The organism is Myceligenerans cantabricum (genome assembly GCF_054777735.1).
Genome location: NZ_BAAHAJ010000009.1, coordinates 730,975 through 748,452 on the forward strand (window position 1 = coordinate 730,975; position 17,478 = coordinate 748,452).

Genomic DNA, 17,478 nt, shown 5'->3' on the forward strand with positions numbered 1-17,478 from the left:
GAGGCGCCGAGGCCCCGGCGGAACCTCGACCCCTCCGACATCTACGCTGCGCAGCCACCGGCTACCAGCCGCGCTCAGCCAGCCGCACCGGCTCCGGCTCCTCCTCGACGTTGATACCGACCATCGCCTCGCCGAGCCCTCGCGAGACCTTCGCGACCACGTCGGCGTCGTCGTAGAACGTGGTGGCCTGCACGATCGCCTTGGCGCGCGTGGCCGGGTCGCCGGACTTGAAGATGCCGGAGCCGACGAACACACCCTCGGCGCCGAGCTGCATCATCATCGCCGCGTCGGCCGGGGTGGCGATACCGCCCGCGGTGAACAGCACGACCGGCAGCTTGCCCTCGCGCGCGACCTCCGCGACCAGCTCGTACGGGGCCTGCAGCTCCTTGGCCGCGACGAACAGCTCGTCCTCGGGCAGCGAGGAGAGCTTGCGCAGCTGCTGACGGATCTGCCGCATGTGCGTGGTCGCGTTCGACACGTCACCCGTGCCGGCCTCGCCCTTGGAGCGGATCATCGCCGCGCCCTCGGTGATGCGGCGCAGCGCCTCGCCCAGGTTGGTCGCGCCGCACACGAACGGCACGGTGAAGCCCCACTTGTCGATGTGGTTCGTGTAGTCCGCGGGGGTGAGCACCTCGGACTCGTCGACGTAGTCGACGCCGAGCGACTGCAGCACCTGCGCCTCCACGAAGTGCCCGATGCGCGCCTTCGCCATCACCGGGATGGAGACGGCCTCGATGATGCCGTCGATCATGTCCGGGTCGCTCATACGGCTCACGCCGCCCTGCGCCCGGATGTCCGCCGGGACGCGCTCCAGGGCCATCACGGCCACGGCGCCGGCGTCCTCGGCGATCTTCGCCTGGTCGGGCGTGACGACGTCCATGATGACGCCGCCCTTGAGCATCTCGGCCATGCCGCGCTTCACGCGCGCGGTACCCACCTGGCCCACGCCAGCGCCCGTCGTCGTCTCGTCAGCCACCACTACCTCGCTCGTCCGGTCCGTACGGACGCCGGTCCGGCGTCCTGTCCTTCCGATCCTACGCGGCGGGTCCGACACCTCGGTCCAGGCCTTCCGGCATCCGGTCGTCCAGCTCCACGGTGCGCGGCACGGGCGCGCGTCCTGCCAGGTACGCGGCGCGCACGTACCAGCGGCGGCGCATCCGCCGCGCCTGGGCCACCGCCTCGTTGTGGAACCTGCGGGCGAGCGTCGCCCGGTACCAGGCCGCCGCGAGGGCGGCCGCCTGCTCCGCGGCCGGCCCGTCCCACAGCTCCGCGACCTCGGCCGCACCGCCCAGGGCCTCGCGCAGCACCGCGCTCAGGTTGCTCTCGGCGTCCTCCCGCGCGCCCGGCAGCCCGTCCATGGTGAGCGGCCGCGCGCCGGTCTCCCCCGGGCCCGCGTCGTCCAGCGCCACGTAGGCGGCGTCGGCCACCACGAGGGCCGACGCCGGATCCATCCCGCCCGACGACGCCAGGTCCACCGCCGCCCACGCGCGGCGCACGAGCTGCGCGTCCAGCGCGCCCCGCGACCCCGTGACCTTGCGGTGCAGCCGATCCAGGCGAGAGGCCACCCGCCAGGCCGCCCACGCCACGACGGCGGCGGCGGCCACGAGCGACCAGGACGCGATCTCCGACCAGGTCATCGCCGCCCCCGCCGGACCCTGCCGAGCACGTCGCGCACGCTGCCGCCCAGGGCCGCGAAGGGAGTGCGGGCGCCGGCCACGTCGCCCGCCGACAGCACCGTCTCGTAGACCGCCAGCACCTGCCCGGTCACCACCGACCAGTCGTACCGGCCCGCCGCAGCGCGGGCCCGCGCACGGTACCGGGCGCACCGCCCCGGGTCGTCCACCAGCGCGAGCACCTCGGCCGCGAGCGCGTCCGGGTCGCCGGTGGCGAAGAGCGCTCCCGCCGCGCCGTCGGCCAGGACGCGCCGGAACGCGCCGAGCCCGCTGGCCACGACGACCGACCCGGCGCTCATGGCCTCGACCAGGACGATGCCGAACGACTCGCCGCCGGTCTGCGGCGCGACGTACAGGTCGGCGGAGGCGAGCAGGGAGGCCTTCTCGCCGTCGGTGACGCGGCCGAGCAGCTCGACGGCGCCGGCCCGGTCCCCCAGGGCGTCGCGCACGCGGTCGGGAACGGCCGTGCCGCTGCCCGCGACGAGGAAGCGGGTGCGGGGCAGCCGGTCGAGGACCACCCCGGCGGCGGCGAGCAGGACGTCCAGGCCCTTGCGGGGTTCGTCGAGCCGGCCGAGGAACGCGACGGTGGGTGCGCCGGTGGCGCCCTGCCAGGCGGGGCGCCGCGGCGCGGTCGCGAAGTCGCGCGTGTAGACCCCGTTCGGGATGACGACGGCGTCGCCGCCGAGGTGGTCGACGACGGTGCGGCGCGCGTCCTCCGACACGGCGATGCGCGCGGCGATCTTCTCGAGGCCGGGCCCGGCCAGCGGGAACGCGGCCTGCAGCGTTCGGGAGCGCGGCATCGAGGTGTGGAAGGTGGCGACGACGGGCGCCTCGGCATGGCGCAGCGCCAGCATGGCGACCGACGGTGTCATGGGCTCGTGCAGGTGGACGACGTCGAACCCGCCCTCGGCGAGCCAGCGCCGCACGAGGCGGGCGGTCCTGGGCCCGAACGTGAGCCGGGCGACCGACCCGTTGTAGCGGACCGGCACGGCCCGGCCTGCAGGGACGACGAACTCCGGTACGGGCGTGGTCTCGGACGCGGGAGCCAGGACGGACACGTCGTGCCCGGCGGCGCGCAGCGCCCGGGCGAGGTCGCGCACGTGGAACTGGACGCCGCCGGGGACGTCGAACGAGTAGGGGCACACGAGCCCGACGCGGAGCGTGCGGCTGCGGGTGCCGCGGCGCTGGGTGGGACGCAGGTCGAGGCGGCGGCGCCGGTCAGGCACGCGCGGTCCGGTCGCCGAGGTCCTCGGTGAAGACCCGCTGCAGCATGTGCCAGTCGGCGGTGTGCTCGGCGATGCTGCGGCCGACCACGTCGACCCAGCTCTGGGTGAGGATCCGCACGCGCTCCGCGCGGGGCAGGGTGCGGTCGGGGACGACGACGGCTTCGTGGAAGGTGATGACGATGCCCCAGGGCCCGCCCGCGGCCCGGCGCCGGGCGCCGCAGAGGCGCTCGTAGTGGATGCCGACGGGCAGCAGCGGCACGTCGGCGTCCAGCGCGAGCGCGGCCGGCCCGACGGCGACACGTGCCGGGTGCCCGAGCAGGTCGACCTCGATGCCGCGGAAGGTGAGGTCACGGTCCGCCAGCAGGGGCACGACGCGGTCGCCGGCTCGGGCGCCGGCGACGAGGGCGTCGAACACGCCGTCGTCCCCGAGGCCGAGCGCGGTGATGCCGATCGACCGGCGGAAGTCGACGAACAGGTCGAAGAGGTCGGCGGGGCGCAGCTTCTCGGCCACGGTCAGCACCGGCGCGAGGTGCGAGGAGCCCCAGGCCCCGGCCAGGTCCCAGTTGCCCAGGTGGCCGAGCGCGAGCGCGACCGCGCCGCGCCGCTCGGACGGGGTCCCGGGCCCGTCGAGGTCGAGGTGCGGACGCAGGTTCTCCTCGTACCCGACCGCGCGGACGCGGGCGGCCAGCCGCTCCGGGCCGAGGGCGTGCAGGCTGAACGCCTCGCGGAAGTACCGCATGTAGGAGCGCATCCCGGCGCGGGCCAGCCGGCGCACGTCCGCCTGGTCGAGGTCCGGGCGGACGCGCGCGTAGTTGGCCTCGAGCCGCCGCACGCCGTGGGTGCGGCGCAGCCAGGTGACGTCGGCGACGACGGCGAACAGCGCGCGCAGCAGCGGCTCGGGCACCTGCGGGGCGTGCTTCCAGGCGAACACGTACGCACGCGTGATCGGGTCTGTCATCGATGGGCCTTCACGAGAGCTGGCGGCGGACCGTGCTCACACGCTGCCCGACGGTGACCGCGCTCGCCACCGCGAGCGCCGTGAGCGCGGTCGTGGCGACCACCATCGGCACGCCGGCGTCCGTGAACGTGAAGGGCCCGAGCCCGACCACGAGCCGGTCGGCCCGCTCGGCGACGCCGGTCTTCGCCGTCGCGCCGGCGGCCTCCGCGCGAGCCCGGGCGTAGGGGACGATGCCGCCGAGCGCGAGACAGGCCACGGACGCGATGGCGCCCCAGGTGGCGTGGGGAACGTCCGGGTGCAGCAGGAAGTAGCAGGTGATGCCGGCGAACACGGCGCCGTCGGACACGCGGTCCAGGGTGGAGTCCAGGAAGGCGCCCCACGCGCTGGACCGGCCCGACAGGCGCGCCAGCACGCCGTCGAGCGAGTCCAGGAGAGTGAAGAACCCGACCAGGAGGCCGCCGAGGAGGAGGTGCCCGAGGGGCAGCAGGGTGAGTGCGAGCACCGTGACCACGACGGTGCCCGTGATCGTGACCGCGTCCGGTGTGACACCGAGGCGCAGGAGCAGGCGAGCCACCGGGGTGAGCACGGTGGTCATCAGACTGCGAAGCCGACCGAACATCTCCGCCTCCGATCCCACGGCGCCGCTGCTCAAGTATGCCGGGGGGCGGCCTCCTGGCCCGGCCACGCCTCGGCGAGTCGGCGCCTGGTGTCGGCGAGCAGCTCGGGCAGGGACTTCGTCTGCGCCACGACTGGCAGGAAGTTCGAGTCCCCCGTCCAGCGTGGTACCACGTGCTGGTGCAGGTGTGCCGCGATGCCGGCGCCGGCCACCTCACCCTGGTTGACGCCCAGGTTGAACCCGGCCGGGGCGTACGCGGCGCGGGCGGTGCGGATCGCCGCCTGGGTCATGGCGGCCAGCTCGACGGTCTCGGCGTCGTCGAGGTCCGTGTAGTCGGACACGTGCCGGTAGGGCAGCACCATCATGTGCCCCGAGTTGTACGGGTAGAGGTTGAGCACCACGTAGGTTCGCTCCCCGCGGGCGACGACGAGGCCCTGCTCGTCGTCGCCCTGCGGGATGCGGCAGAACGGGCACCGGTGCGCCGAGCCGTCCACGGGCTTGTCCTGCCCGCCGATATAGACCAGGCGGTGCGGGTTCCAGAGGCGCTGGTAGTGGTCCTCGGGCGGGCCGAAGGCACCGGCCTCGTCGGTGGCCGACGGGTCCGCCGGCGACGGGCCGGGGGCCGATCCTGCCGGTACCCCCGCACCCGGCGCCGCGCCGTCTGCCGTCACGTCCACGCTGCCGGCCGCGTCAGACCTGCGCCCGGTCGCGGACCGACGCCACGATCCGCTCGACCGCGTCCGCGACGGGCACGCCGTTCTCCTGCGTGCCGTCGCGGAACCGGAACGAGACCGCGCCCGCCTCGGCGTCCTCACCGCCCGCGATGAGGGTGAACGGCACCTTCTCCTTGGACGCGTTGCGGATCTTCTTGGCGAAGCGGTCGTCGGTCAGGTCGACCTCGGCACGGATGCCGCGGGCGGTGAGCCGGGTGGCGACGTCCTTGACGTAGTCGTCGAACGCCTCGGCGACCGGGACCAGCTTGACCTGGACGGGCGCGAGCCACACGGGGAACGCCCCGGCGTAGTGCTCGATGAGCACCCCCATGAACCGCTCGATCGAGCCGAACTTGGCGGAGTGGATCATCACCGGCTGCTGCCGGGTACCGTCGGCGGCCGTGTACTCCAGCCCGAAGCCCTTGGGCTGGTTGAAGTCGTACTGCACGGTACCCATCTGCCAGGTGCGGCCGATGGCGTCCTTCGCCTGCACCGAGATCTTGGGGCCGTAGAACGCGGCGCCGCCCGGGTCGGCCACGAGCTCCAGGCCGGTCTCGCGCCCCACCTGCTCGAGGATCGCCGTGGCGGCGGCCCAGTCCTCGTCGGAGCCCACGAACTTGTCCGGCTTGGAGTCGTCCCGCGTGGACAGCTCCAGGTAGAAGTCGTCCAGGCCGAAGTCGCGCAGCACGCTGAGCATGAAGTCGAGCAGGTGCTTGACCTCGCCGGGTGCCTGCTCCGGGGTCACGTACGAGTGCGAGTCGTCCTGCGTGAGGCCGCGCACGCGGGTCAGACCCTGCACGACGCCGGACTTCTCGTACCGGTACACCGACCCGAACTCGAACAGGCGCAGCGGCAGCTCCCGGTAGGAGCGCCCGCGCGAGGCGAAGATCAGGTTGTGCATCGGGCAGTTCATGGCCTTGAGCCGGTACTTGGACCCCTCCAGGTCCATCTCCGGGAACATCGTGTCGGAGTAGTACGGCAGGTGCCCCGAGGTGTGGAACAGGCCGTCCTTGGTGATGTGCGGCGTGCCGACGTAGGAGAAGCCCTCCTCGATGTGCCGCTGGCGGACGTAGTCCTCCATGACTCGCTTGATGATGCCGCCGCGGGGGTGGAACAGCGGCAGGCCCGAGCCGACCTCGTCGGAAAAGCTGAAGAGGTCCATCTCGGCGCCGAGGCGCCGGTGGTCCCGGCGCTCGGCCTCGGCGAGGCGCTCCTGGTAGGCCTTGAGCTCGTCCTTGCTGGGCCAGGCGGTGCCGTAGACGCGCTGCAGCATCGGGTTCTTCTCGCTGCCGCGCCAGTAGGCGGCGGCGGAGCGCATCAGCTTCATGCCGTTGCCGATGAGCTTGGTGTTCGGCAGGTGCGGGCCGCGGCACAGGTCCTGCCAGACCACGGTCTCGCTCTCGCGGCCCAGGCCGCGCACGTTCTCGTAGATGGTCAGCTCGCCGCCGCCCACCTCGACGCTCGCGCCGTCCTGGTCCAGGTCGGCCGTGTCCGCCTCCTCGCCGGAGCCCTTGATGCCGATGAGCTCGAGCTTGTAGGGCTCGTCGGCGAGCTCCGCGTGGGCCTCTGCCTCCGTGACCACGCGCCGGCGGAAGGTCTGGCCCTCCTTGATGATGCGGCCCATCGCCTTCTCGAGGGCCTTGAGGTCCTCGGGGGTGAACGGCTCGGCGACGTCGAAGTCGTAGTAGAAGCCGTCCTTGACGGGGGGCCCGATGCCGAGCTTCGCGCCCGGGTTCACCTGCTGCACCGCCTGTGCGAGCACGTGCGCGGCCGAGTGCCGCAGGACGTCGAGCCCGTCCGGCTCGTGGACCGACACGGGTTCCACCACGGCCCCGCCGGGGATCTCGCGGTGCAGGTCCCAGAGTGTGCCGTCCACCCGGACGACGACCACGTCCTTGCGGTCGCCGTACAGGTCGGCGCCGGTGGTGGGCACCGTGGTCGTCGTCGTCGCCTGGCTCTCGGTGACGTCACCGGGGGTGAGGTCCTGCTGGGTGGGCGGCGATGCGACGTCGGACACGGACGGTCTCCTTCAACGATCTGACCCCCGCAGAGACGAGGGGCGCCGCCCTGCCTGGACGACGCCCCTCGATCGTACCGATCCGAGCGCCTCCGGCGAACTCGATACCTGTCCGTGGTTCAGCAGGTCACTCGCCCTGCTGGTGCGCTCCGTCACCCTGGCGGCCTGCGCCCCGCGGGCCGGGCTCGGCGTCGAGCCGGCGATCCTGTTCCTCGTCGCCCCCGGCGGCGGGCTCGGTGGCGGCCTCCGAGGCATGTCCCGAACCGGCCGCGTCCGGCGCCTCGTCCTCGCCGCCCCATTCCTTGGCCTTGCCTGCGAGGCCGTCGATCGCGCCTCTGGCCTGCTCCGGGGCGACGTCCTTGAGCTTGTCGGTGACCTTGTCCACGTTCTCGTCCGTGGCGAGCTCCCGCACCTTGGCGATGGTGGCCGGATCGGTCGCCAGCTCCTTGGCCTTGTCGAAAAGTCCCATTGTTTCTCCTCCTGCGGAACGCAGGCACGTCGGTGTCGTGTGATTCCCTGCCGGCGACGGGACCTCCGTCGTCGCGGCGAAGGTATCCAAGACGGACGAAGACCGCATCCCGAACGAACTTGGTCGTTCCAGGATGCGGCCTTGGGGAGTCAGCGGACGTGCTCCTGCCCGCGCGGCGTCGTCGCCCGGATCACTTCTCGCCGAACTCCCTGGCCTTGTCGGCGAGCCCGTCGATCGCGCCGGACGCCTGGTCCGGCGCGATGTCCTTGAGCTTGTCCGCCGCACCGTCGATGTTCTCGTCGGTGAGGTGCTCCTTCACCGCGTCGATGTTCTCCGGGTCCGAGGCCATGTCCTTGGCCTTGTCGAAGAGTCCCATGTCTGCCTCCTTGCGCCGAGGGCACAGGCGCGCGTCACGCCCCCTGTGGGCGGCGGATCGCCCGCCACCGGTCCCGAACGTATGCCGCGGGAAGTGGGCTCGCCACCCGGCGGAGGGGTTCAGCGCTCTACGCGAATCCGCTTCACGAGCGCCTCCCGCGCATCGTCCTCCAGTCCGCCGTGCGCGAGGTACTCCGCGATCGAGCCGTACCGGGAGCGCAGCTCCGTCAGCGTCTCGAGCATGACGTGCCGCGTCGAGGGGACCTTCCGGTCGTGGTGCAGCCAGCCGGGGAGCTCGTCGGCGTCGGCGGCCTCGCCCGCCGCCAGGCGCGCGGCCGCCCGTTCCGCGTGGAGCGCGCGGTACCTGTCCTGCACCTCGGCGAACCGTGCGTAGCGGGGAGCGAGGCGGGCGTTGGTGAGCTCGTAGTCGTCGGCGATCAGCTCGTCGTCGACTCCCGCCAGGGACAGCGCGAAGGCGACCACGAGACCCGTGCGGTCCTTGCCGGCGGCGCAGTGCACGAGCACCGGCCCGTCGGGAGCGGCCGCGATGGCGCCGACCGCCCGTGCGAACAGCTCGGGCCGGCGTTCCAGCATGCCCGCGTAGAGGTGGGCCCACGGCCCCTCCTCCGGATCGCCCACCTCCTGGACCGGCAGGTTCAGGTACTCCGGGGCGCCGAGGGCCACACCGCCGTCGGCGCTGCCGAACGGGTGCGGGTACTCCACGGTCTCGACCGGCCGTCGCAGGTCGATGATCCGTGCGGTCCCGTACGCGCGCGCCGCCTCGACGCCGTCGGGCCGCAACCAGCTCAGCGACTCCGACCTGAGGAGGGCGCGCTCGGGCACGACACCGCCGCCGGCCAGCGGCATCCCGCCGAGGTCGCGCGCGTTGAGCAGGCCTGCCCAGTCCAGGTGCAAGGGTGTGTAGGAGGTCACGACGCCGAGCGTAGACGGGGACACCGACACCACCGAAGACCTCCTGTGGACGACGACGACCCGGGTGCCGGTCCCACCACGTAGAGTTTTCTGCCATGGACGGACTCGGACAGGTCATGCGCGTCGTGCGCACGAGCCTGCTCGCGTCCACGTCGCTCAGCCTCGCCGCGATGGCGCACAGCCTCGGTGGTGGCGACCTCCCGGGTACCGGCGCGATGGCGGCGCTCGGGATCCTGACGGTCGCGGCCTCGGGCGTCGCCGCGCAGGCACGGCCGCGCGCCTGGATACTCGTACCGTTCCTCGGCGCGCTGCAGCTCTTCCTGCACCAGGCCCTGAGCTGGTCGGCCGCCGCGAGCGCCGCCGCCGGCCCGGGCACCGTGCCCTCCCCCGGGCACGCCGGGCACCACGCCGCAGCGGTCGTCACGGCGTCGGGCATGGTCGCCGCGCCGTCGGACCACCTCATGAACCCGCGGATGCTCGCCCTCCACACGGGCGCGATCCTGACCACGGCCCTGCTCATGACGGCGGGCGAGCGCACGGCGCAGGCCGCCCTGCAGGTGTTCCGGCACGTCCTGCCCGCGCTGGCCGCGCCCCGCCACGTCCCGGCCCGGCCCCGGCCGAGGTCGCACCCGCGTCCGGCGACCCTGCCGGCGCCGCTGTCCGTGCTCGTGGTCCGGAGCACGCCCCGTCGCGGGCCGCCGGCCGCGCTCACGGCCTCTGCCTGAGCCCGTCCCCCGCGTCCGCTGTCCTGCGGCCGTGCGGTGTCGCGCGGCCGGGTGAGGCCGACCCGGAGGCCACGCACCGGTGCGCTCCGCACGGTGGGACCTCCCGCACAGCGGGGGCCTCGTCCCGCGCGACCTCCCCGACCCTTACCTCCCGTACGCCGTGCCCTGGTGCCGCCGCGCTCTGCCGCCGCCGGGCGCCTCGGCGTGCTGTCTAGAGAGCAGAGAGACCATGAACCGCTGCACCACCATCCCCCGTTCCCGTGCCCTGGCCGCCGTGGCCGTCGCCGGGCTGACGCTGCTGCCCGCGGCCTGCACCGCCGGGTCCACCGCCGACCCGGCGGACGCCGCCACGTCCGGCGCGGACGCCGCGGCGCTGACCGTCGAGGACCCGTGGACCAAGGCGGTCGGCGACGGCATGACCGCCGTCTTCGGCACCCTCACGAACACCTCCGACCACGACGTGCACGTCGTCTCGGTCGAGACCGACGCCGCGGAGTCCGCCGAGCTGCACGAGTTCGTCGACGACGGCGGAACGCCCGTCATGCAGGAGGCCGAGGGCGGCTTCGTCGTCCCCGCCGACGGTTCCCTCGAGCTGGAGCCCGGCGGGAACCACCTGATGCTGATCGGTGTGACCGACCCGCTCGAACCGGGCGAGGAGGTGACCGTCGTCGTCGCCGCGGAGGACGGTTCCGAGGTGGAGATCGCCGCCCCGGTGCGGTCGTTCGACGGCGCGGACGAGGACTACGACCCCGGGCACGGCGAGGACGAAGGGTCCATGGACATGGACATGGACCACTCGGACGACGGGGACGAGGGCTCCATGGACATGGACCACTCCGGGCACGACGACGCCGCGGGCTCCGACTCCGGGGAGGACATGTGACCGGCGACCGAGCCGGCACGGACCGAGCCGACGCCGACAGGGCCGCTGCGGACGGAGGCCCGGCGGACACGGCCGGAGCCGCCGCCACGTCGCGCCGCGGATTCCTGCGGGGCGGGGCGACGGTCCTCGGTGGCGCGCTCGGCGGGGCGGCGGTCACGCTGGGCGGCACGGCCGCGTGGAGCGCGGCAGGTCCGTCGTCGGGCGCCGACGGTCCGGCGCCGGACCGGGCGGGCCGGGCGACGGTCCCGTTCCGCGGCCCGCGTCAGCCCGGTGTCGGCACCCCGCCGCAGGCGTTCGCGACGCTGGTCGCGCTCGACCTGGCCGACGGTACGGACCGTGAGTCCCTCGTGCGCCTGATGCGGATCTGGACCGACGACGCGGAGCGGCTCATGGCCGGGGAGGCCGGGCTGACGGACACCGAGCCGGAGCTCGCGGCCGTCCCGGCACGACTGACCGTGACCGTGGGGTACGGGCCGGGCGTGTTCGCCGCCGCGGGCCTGGCCGGCCGCACCCCCTCGTGGCTGGGGCCGCTGCCGGCGTTCGGCGTCGACCGGCTCGAGGACGCCTGGTCCGGCGGCGACCTGCTGCTGCAGGTCTGCGCCGACGACCCGGTCACGGTCGCCCACGCCGTGCGCGTGCTGGTGAAGCAGGCGCGGACGTTCACGCGGCAGCGCTGGCGCCAGCACGGTTTCCGCAACAGTCCCGGCACCGTCGCGCCCGGCACGACCTGGCGCAACCTCATGGGGCAGGTGGACGGCACGCGGAACCCCGACCCGGCGACCGACCCGCAGCTCGTCTGGCACGCCGACGACACCGCGGGCTGGCTGGCCGGGGGCACGTCCGTCGTCGTGCGGCGGATCGCGATGGACCTGGACGGCTGGGACGCGGTCGACCGCACGGGGCGGGAGAACGCCGTCGGGCGCCGGCTGGACGACGGCGCGCCGCTGACCGGCGGACGCGAGCACGACGAGCCCGACCTGGAGGCCGAGGGACCGAACGGGTTCGGCGTGATCGACGCCGCGGCGCACGTGCGCCGGTCCCGGACCGACGATCCCGGCGAGCGGTTCCTGCGCCGCCCGTACAGCTACGACGACGGGCCGGACGACGCCGGCCTGCTGTTCGTGACCTACCAGGCGGACGTCGACCGCCAGTTCGTCCCGGTCCAGCGCCGGCTCGACGAGCTGGACCTGCTCAACGAGTGGACGACGCCGGTCGGCTCGGCGGTCTTCGCCGTGCCGCCGGGCGCGAGGCAGGGCGAGTACCTCGGCCAGGCGCTGCTGGAAGGGTGACGGCGACGCCGGGCCGGCTGCGACCACCGCTACCGCCGGCCCGGCTCGTCACGCCCAGGGACGATCCCGCCCCTTCCCGTCTCGACACCCACGGCTTCTCTGACTAAAGTCAGCGATATGTCGATCGACTCCCAGACCGCCGTCGTGCGGCGCTTCAACCGCAGCTTCACCCAGCGCATCGGCGCCCTGGAGGACTCCTTCCTCGGCATGGGCGCTCCGCTCGGCACGATGCGGCTCCTGTTCGAGGTCGGCACCCGTGCGGGGACCGTCGCCGAGCTACGCGCCCGCACCGGTCTCGACTCCGGCTATCTCAGCCGCCAGCTCAGGCGCCTCACCGACGACGACCTCGTCACCCTCGAGTCCGACCCGTCCGACCGGCGCCGGCGCCTCGTGAGCCTCACCCCGTCCGGCCGGGCACGCTGGGAGGAGCTGGAGCTCCGCTCCGCCGAGCGCGCCCGCACCCTGCTCGAACCGCTCACCGCACGGCAGCGCGACCGCCTCACCCGTGCCCTCGCCGAGGCCGACCTGCTGGTCCGCACGGCCGGCACCGCGTTCGAGACGGTCGATCCGCTGTCGGACGTCGCCCGGGTCGCCGTCGGGCAGTACGTCGCCGAGCTCGCGACGCTCTTCCCGTTCGACCCCGGCGAGCCGTCCGAGCAGGACGCCGCCGAGCTGCGCCCGCCGTCGGGCCGGTTCGTGCTGGCGTCCGAGGACGGCGCGCCGGTCGCGTGCGGCGGCCTGCGGGACCTGGGAGACGGCGTGGCGGAGATCAAGCGGATGTGGGTGCACCCGGACTGGCGCGGCGCGGGCATGGCGTCCCGCCTGCTGCGCCACCTGGAGGGCCTCGCGGCCGACGCCGGCCACCGGCTCGTCCGCCTGGACACGAACGAGCACCTGACGACCGCGATCGCGATGTACGACCGCTCCGGATACCGCCGGGTCGACCGCTACAACGACAACCCGGACGCGACCCACTTCTTCGAGAAGCCCCTGACCTGAGCCGCGGAGGCCGGCGCCGGACCAGGACACAGAAAAGGCAAGGAGCCACAGCTCCCTGCCATGATCAGAATATAGCGAGCAGGGGGTCTTGCGGCAAGGCCCCCTCTGTCGAGGAAGATCGTCCGGCCCGGCCGGCTTCCGTGATGACGGACGGCACGGTGACGGCGGACGGCACGAGACCCGCGCGCACCGTGCACCCGCCTGCCGGAGCGCATCGTCTCGAACGGGGGAACCTCATGATCGACGTGATCGTCGCCGGCGGCGGGCCGACCGGCATGATGCTGGCCGGTGAGCTGCGGCTGCACGGTGCTCAGGTGCTCGTGCTGGAGAAGGAGCGGGAGCAGCCACAGACGGTCCGGTCGCTGGGAATGCACGTGCGCAGCATCGAGATCATGGACCAGCGCGGCCTGCTCGACCGCTTTCTCGCGCACGGCACGGCCTACCCGGGAGCGGGGCACTTCGCCGCCATCGACAAGCCGTGGCCGGACTCGCTGGACACCGCGCACGCCTATGTCCTGGGCATTCCCCAGCCGGTCACGGACCGGCTCCTGGCCGAGCACGCCGTCGAGCGCGGCGCGGAGGTCCGGCGCGGCAGCGAGGTGACCGGGCTGAGCCAGGACGACGACGGGGTGGAGGTCGAGCTGGCCGACGGCTCGCGGCTGCGCTCGCGCTACCTCGTCGGCTGCGACGGCGGCCGCAGCACGGTCCGCAAGCTCCTCGGGATCGACTTCCCCGGCGCACCGGCCGAGGTGGAGTACCTGCTGGGCGAGATGGCGGTCACGATGCCGCCGCAGGAGGTGGCGGCGATCGTCGCCGAGGTCCGCGAGACCCAGAAGGGATTCGGCCTCGGCCCGTCCGGCGACGGCGTGTTCCGCGTCGTCGTCCCGTCTGCCGGGGTGGCCGAGGACCGGTCGGCGCCGCCCACGCTCGACGAGCTCCGGCAGCGGCTGCGCCACTACGCGGGCACCGACTTCGGCGTGCACGCGCCGCGCTGGCTGTCCCGCTTCGGCGACGCCACCCGGCTCGCCGAGCGCTACCGGAGCTGCCGCGTCCTCCTGGCCGGCGACGCTGCCCACGTCCACCCGCCGATGGGCGGCCAGGGCCTGAACCTCGGGATCCAGGACGCGTTCAACCTCGGCTGGAAGCTGGCCGGCGAGGTCCGCGGCTGGGCGCCCGCCGGGCTGCTGGACAGCTACGAGGCGGAACGCCGCCCGGTCGCCGCCGACGTGCTGAACAACACGCGCGCCCAGGCCGAGCTGCTCTCCACCGCGGCCGGCCCGCAGGCGGTCCGCAGCCTGCTGACGGAGCTGATGGACTTCGACGACGTCAGCCGGTACCTGATCGAGAAGATCACCGCGATCGGCGTCCGCTACGACCTCGGCACGGGCCACGAGCTGCTCGGGAGGCGCCTGCGCGACCTCCGCCTGACGCAGGGACGCCTCTACGAGCTCCTGCGGGACGGCCGCGGTATGCTGCTGGACGGGACGGGCAGCCTGTCCGTGGCGGGCTGGGCGGACCGCGTCGACCGCGTCCTCGACACGAGCCAGGACGTGGGCGCCCCCGCCGTCCTGCTGCGCCCCGACGGCCACGTGGCCTGGGCCGGCGACGACCAGGCGGACCTCACCGACCGCCTGCGCGCCTGGTTCGGCGCCCCCACCGGAACGCCGGAGACCCCCGCAAACCCTTAGCCCACGAACGGGTGGGACGCCGGACGCCACCGGACCCCCCACCGCACCATGGCGAAGGTTCAGGGGTGTGCCCCCGGTCCGGGGCGGCTCCGTCCCCACAGGAACGACGAGACGGAGTGGTTCGGCCATGCCGAACCACTCCGTCGATCCGTCTCGTGGGCGATACAGGACTCGAACCTGTGACCTCTTCGGTGTGAACGAAGCGCGCTAACCATCTGCGCCAATCGCCCCTGGCGGGGTTGTGGTGAGCGATACTGGGATCGAACCAGTGACCTCTTCCGTGTCAGGGAAGCGCGCTACCGCTGCGCCAATCGCTCGAGGTACGTGCGAGGTGGGTACGGGATTCGAACCCGTGTATACGGCTTTGCAGGCCGCTGCCTCGCCTCTCGGCCAACCCACCGTGAGGATGCTCCTGCAACGAGCACGGGAGCGGGCCTCCGAGCGGACGACGAGATTCGAACTCGCGACCCTCACCATGGCAAGGTGATGCTCTACCAACTGAGCTACGTCCGCATAGCCGGACCTCACGAGTTTCCCCGTGCGCTCCGGCGTGGTCTGAACATTAATCGAACATCGGTGTGGCCGTCCAATCGATTCCGCGGCGCTAGCGTGGACGACGTGTCCCCGACCCTGCGCCGACCGGCGAGAAGCCGCACCGCCCCAACGATCCCCGGCACCCGTGGCGTGACCGGGAACACGGGCTGGGCCACGTTCGGCGGGCGTGTCGCGACCCACGTGGTGCGCTGGGTCGACCTGGACGCCGAGCCGGAGGCGCTCGCGCGGGGCACGTGGTTCGTCGTCGCGGACTTCGAGGGCAGAGCCCGGGCATGGCAGTTCCTGGACGTGTCCCCGGCGCCGGGGACGACGTCGGGCCGGAGCGGAGCGCCCGGCCAGGCGGCGCCGTCGGACCTGGACGCCCGGCACCCGCGGCCGGCGCCCGCGCCCTGGACCGGCCCTGCTCCCGGCGCCTGGACCAGCTCCATGGACCGCGCGGCCTACGAGGCCGCGGTGCGCCGGATCCGCGAGCACGTGCGCGAGGGCGACGTCTACCAGGCGAACCTCTGCCGGGTCCTGTCCGCCCCGCTGCCGCTCCGCGCCGGCGCCAGCGACGGCGACGGCGACGGCGCCCTCGCCGAGCCCGACGCCCGCGCTCTCGCGGCACGCCTCGCCGCCGGCAACCCCGCCCCGTACGCGTCCGCGATCCACGTCCCCGCCGGGACGCCCGGCGCCGACGGCCCCGACCTCGACCCGGTCTGGGTGGTCAGCGCGTCCCCGGAGCTGTACCTGTCGCTCGGCCCGGACGACGGCTGCCCCCGCCCCGAGGGCGAGGACGGCTCCGGCCACGCGGACGGCGCGGGAGACGCGGACGGCGCTCACGGCGGGCACGGACCCGTCGTCGCCTCCGGCCCGATCAAGGGCACCGCCCGCACCCCGGACGGCCTCACCGACAAGGACCGCGCCGAGAACGTCATGATCACGGACCTCGTCCGCAACGACCTGCAGCACGTCTGCCGGCCGGGCACCGTCGAGGTGAGCGGGCTGCTCGCCGTCGAGCACCATCCCGGGCTCGTGCACCTGGTCTCGCGCGTGCGCGGCGTGCTGTCCGGCGACGTCGCCCGCGACCCGGGTCTCTGGCGGCACCTGCTGGCGGCGACGTTCCCGCCGGGATCAGTGTCGGGGGCGCCGAAGTCGTCGGCGCTGCGGATCATCGGCGAGCTCGAACCCACCCCGCGCGGGCCGTACTGCGGTGCGATCGGCTGGGTCGACGGGGACGCGGGGACGGCGTCGCTCGCCGTCGGCATCCGGACCTTCTGGTGGGAGCGCGGGGACGACGACGGCGCGGGCGTGCTCCGCTTCGGCACCGGTGCCGGCATCACCTGGGGCAGCGACCCGGCCGGCGAGTGGCGCGAGACCGAGCTGAAGGCGGAACGGCTGGTGGGGCTGGCGTCGTCGGGCCCCGCACCGGCGGTTTCGCCACCCGCAGCGACGAGAGGCAGGATGAGCCCATGACGCAGACGGTGATCTGGACGGACGGACGGCTCGTGACCCCTGGCGAGGGCACGATCAGCGCGATCGACCACGGCATCACGGTGGGCGACGGGGTGTTCGAGACGTGCGCCGTCTTCGACGGCCAGGCGTTCGCCCTCACGCGCCACCTGAAGCGGCTCGCGCGGTCCGCCGCAGGCCTGGGACTCGCCGCGCCCGACGAGCAGCAGGTGCGCGACGGCGTCGACGCGGTCCTCGCCGCCGGGCCCGCGGCCGGGCGGCTGCGGATCACGGTGACCGACGGCGTCGGGCCGCTCGCGTCCGGACGGTCCGACGGGCCGCAGACCGTGGTCGTCGCCGCCGGACCCGCGACGATCCGCGCCGAGGGACGGGCGGTGCGCTCGCCGTGGACCCGCAACGAGCGTTCGGCCGTGGCGGGGCTGAAGACGACGTCGTACGCGGAGAACGTCGTCGCGCTGGCCGACGCCGTCGCCAGGGGCGGCGACGAGGCGGTCCTCGCCAACACCCGCGGCGAGCTGTGCGAGGGGACGGGGTCCAACGTCTTCCTGGAGCGCGACGGCGAGCTGGTGACGCCGCCCCTCTCGTCCGGCTGCCTCGCCGGGATCACCCGCGAGCTGCTGCTCGAGTGGGGCGCCGAGGCCGGTCTCCCCGTGCGCGAGGCGCGGGAGGGCGAGCTGGCGTTCGACGTGCTCGACGACGTCGCCGACGGGCGCTCCCACCTGCTCCTGACCGGGTCCGTGCGGAACGTGCAGCCCACGACCTGGCTCGACGGCGTCGACCTGCTCGCCGGCGAGCTCTCGCGCGCCGCGCGAGACGTGTTCGAGAAGGTGCGGCTCGACCGGATCGACCCCTGACGAACGGGCGTGGCGGGCGGTCCGCCGGGTGCTAGGATCGCTGCGCACGACCA

General features: G+C 73.8%; 17 protein-coding genes and 4 tRNA genes. 7 read left to right on the forward strand and 14 right to left on the reverse strand.

The window, feature by feature from the left end:
* Positions 1-61: 61 nt before the first annotated feature.
* The 10 genes from pdxS to ACYU96_RS12480 all read right to left on the reverse strand — a co-directional run bounded on the left by pdxS (position 62) and on the right by ACYU96_RS12480 (position 8,980).
* Positions 62-976: a pyridoxal 5'-phosphate synthase lyase subunit PdxS gene (gene pdxS, locus ACYU96_RS12435; RefSeq protein ID WP_460753667.1), complete on the reverse strand. Its 915-nt coding sequence runs from the start codon at positions 974-976 to the stop codon at positions 62-64.
* A gap of 58 nt (positions 977-1,034) precedes the next feature.
* Positions 1,035-1,637, reverse strand: coding sequence for a hypothetical protein (locus ACYU96_RS12440; RefSeq protein ID WP_460753670.1), 603 nt, complete (start codon positions 1,635-1,637; stop codon positions 1,035-1,037).
* On the reverse strand, positions 1,634-2,872 hold the full coding sequence (locus ACYU96_RS12445) for a glycosyltransferase family 4 protein (RefSeq protein WP_460754622.1): 1,239 nt from the start codon (positions 2,870-2,872) through the stop codon (positions 1,634-1,636). Before ACYU96_RS12445 ends, ACYU96_RS12440 begins: the two co-directional genes overlap by 4 nt.
* A gap of 19 nt (positions 2,873-2,891) precedes the next feature.
* Complete coding sequence (locus tag ACYU96_RS12450; RefSeq protein WP_460753672.1) at positions 2,892-3,857, reverse strand: phosphatidylinositol mannoside acyltransferase; 966 nt, start codon at positions 3,855-3,857, stop codon at positions 2,892-2,894.
* A gap of 10 nt (positions 3,858-3,867) precedes the next feature.
* Positions 3,868-4,452: a phosphatidylinositol phosphate synthase gene (gene pgsA, locus ACYU96_RS12455; protein ID WP_460753675.1), complete on the reverse strand. Its 585-nt coding sequence runs from the start codon at positions 4,450-4,452 to the stop codon at positions 3,868-3,870.
* 53 nt (positions 4,453-4,505) lie between these two features.
* Positions 4,506-5,144 carry an HIT family protein gene (locus ACYU96_RS12460; protein ID WP_460754624.1) on the reverse strand — a complete coding sequence of 213 codons (639 nt, stop codon included), beginning with the start codon at positions 5,142-5,144 and terminating at the stop codon, positions 4,506-4,508.
* 19 nt (positions 5,145-5,163) lie between these two features.
* On the reverse strand, positions 5,164-7,203 hold the full coding sequence (thrS, locus tag ACYU96_RS12465; protein WP_460753678.1) for a threonine--tRNA ligase: 2,040 nt from the start codon (positions 7,201-7,203) through the stop codon (positions 5,164-5,166).
* A 127-nt stretch (positions 7,204-7,330) separates the two neighbouring features.
* Positions 7,331-7,672: a hypothetical protein gene (locus ACYU96_RS12470; RefSeq protein WP_460753680.1), complete on the reverse strand. Its 342-nt coding sequence runs from the start codon at positions 7,670-7,672 to the stop codon at positions 7,331-7,333.
* Between the two features lie 190 nt (positions 7,673-7,862).
* Positions 7,863-8,048 (reverse strand): hypothetical protein, encoded by a 186-nt coding sequence (locus ACYU96_RS12475; RefSeq protein WP_460753683.1) that lies wholly within the window; start codon positions 8,046-8,048, stop codon positions 7,863-7,865.
* A gap of 119 nt (positions 8,049-8,167) precedes the next feature.
* The gene (locus ACYU96_RS12480) at positions 8,168-8,980 is read right to left on the reverse strand and encodes a tyrosine-protein phosphatase (protein WP_460753686.1); all 813 of its coding nucleotides are present in this window, start codon (positions 8,978-8,980) and stop codon (positions 8,168-8,170) included.
* Positions 8,981-9,075: 95 nt separating this feature from the next.
* Between ACYU96_RS12480 and ACYU96_RS12485 the strand changes: the two genes are divergently transcribed.
* From ACYU96_RS12485 to rox, 5 genes are all read left to right on the forward strand, one after another.
* Positions 9,076-9,705, forward strand: a complete 630-nt coding sequence (locus tag ACYU96_RS12485; RefSeq protein ID WP_460753689.1) for a hypothetical protein — start codon at positions 9,076-9,078, stop codon at positions 9,703-9,705.
* Positions 9,706-9,934: 229 nt separating this feature from the next.
* Positions 9,935-10,588 (forward strand): copper chaperone PCu(A)C, encoded by a 654-nt coding sequence (locus tag ACYU96_RS12490; RefSeq protein WP_460753692.1) that lies wholly within the window; start codon positions 9,935-9,937, stop codon positions 10,586-10,588.
* Positions 10,585-11,877, forward strand: coding sequence for a Dyp-type peroxidase (locus ACYU96_RS12495; RefSeq protein WP_460753695.1), 1,293 nt, complete (start codon positions 10,585-10,587; stop codon positions 11,875-11,877). The genes ACYU96_RS12490 and ACYU96_RS12495 overlap by 4 nt, the downstream gene beginning before the upstream one ends.
* A 117-nt stretch (positions 11,878-11,994) precedes the next feature.
* Positions 11,995-12,876 (forward strand): bifunctional helix-turn-helix transcriptional regulator/GNAT family N-acetyltransferase, encoded by an 882-nt coding sequence (locus tag ACYU96_RS12500; RefSeq protein ID WP_460753698.1) that lies wholly within the window; start codon positions 11,995-11,997, stop codon positions 12,874-12,876.
* Between the two features lie 236 nt (positions 12,877-13,112).
* The gene (gene rox, locus ACYU96_RS12505; protein ID WP_460754627.1) at positions 13,113-14,564 is read left to right on the forward strand and encodes a rifampin monooxygenase; all 1,452 of its coding nucleotides are present in this window, start codon (positions 13,113-13,115) and stop codon (positions 14,562-14,564) included.
* 156 nt (positions 14,565-14,720) lie between these two features.
* Here the strand turns inward: rox and ACYU96_RS12510 are convergent.
* From ACYU96_RS12510 to ACYU96_RS12525, 4 genes are all read right to left on the reverse strand, one after another.
* Positions 14,721-14,794: transfer RNA gene (locus ACYU96_RS12510), tRNA-Val, on the reverse strand.
* 12 nt (positions 14,795-14,806) lie between these two features.
* Positions 14,807-14,881, reverse strand: a tRNA-Val gene (locus ACYU96_RS12515).
* Between the two features lie 12 nt (positions 14,882-14,893).
* Positions 14,894-14,964: transfer RNA gene (locus tag ACYU96_RS12520), tRNA-Cys, on the reverse strand.
* A gap of 40 nt (positions 14,965-15,004) precedes the next feature.
* Positions 15,005-15,077, reverse strand: a tRNA-Gly gene (locus ACYU96_RS12525).
* A gap of 171 nt (positions 15,078-15,248) precedes the next feature.
* Between ACYU96_RS12525 and ACYU96_RS12530 the strand changes: the two genes are divergently transcribed.
* Together ACYU96_RS12530 and ACYU96_RS12535 are read left to right on the forward strand one after the other, a co-directional pair.
* Positions 15,249-16,574, forward strand: a complete 1,326-nt coding sequence (locus ACYU96_RS12530) for a chorismate-binding protein (protein WP_460753701.1) — start codon at positions 15,249-15,251, stop codon at positions 16,572-16,574.
* Complete coding sequence (locus ACYU96_RS12535; protein WP_460753704.1) at positions 16,571-17,425, forward strand: aminotransferase class IV; 855 nt, start codon at positions 16,571-16,573, stop codon at positions 17,423-17,425. The genes ACYU96_RS12530 and ACYU96_RS12535 overlap by 4 nt, the downstream gene beginning before the upstream one ends.
* The last annotated feature ends 53 nt before the right edge of the window (positions 17,426-17,478 follow it).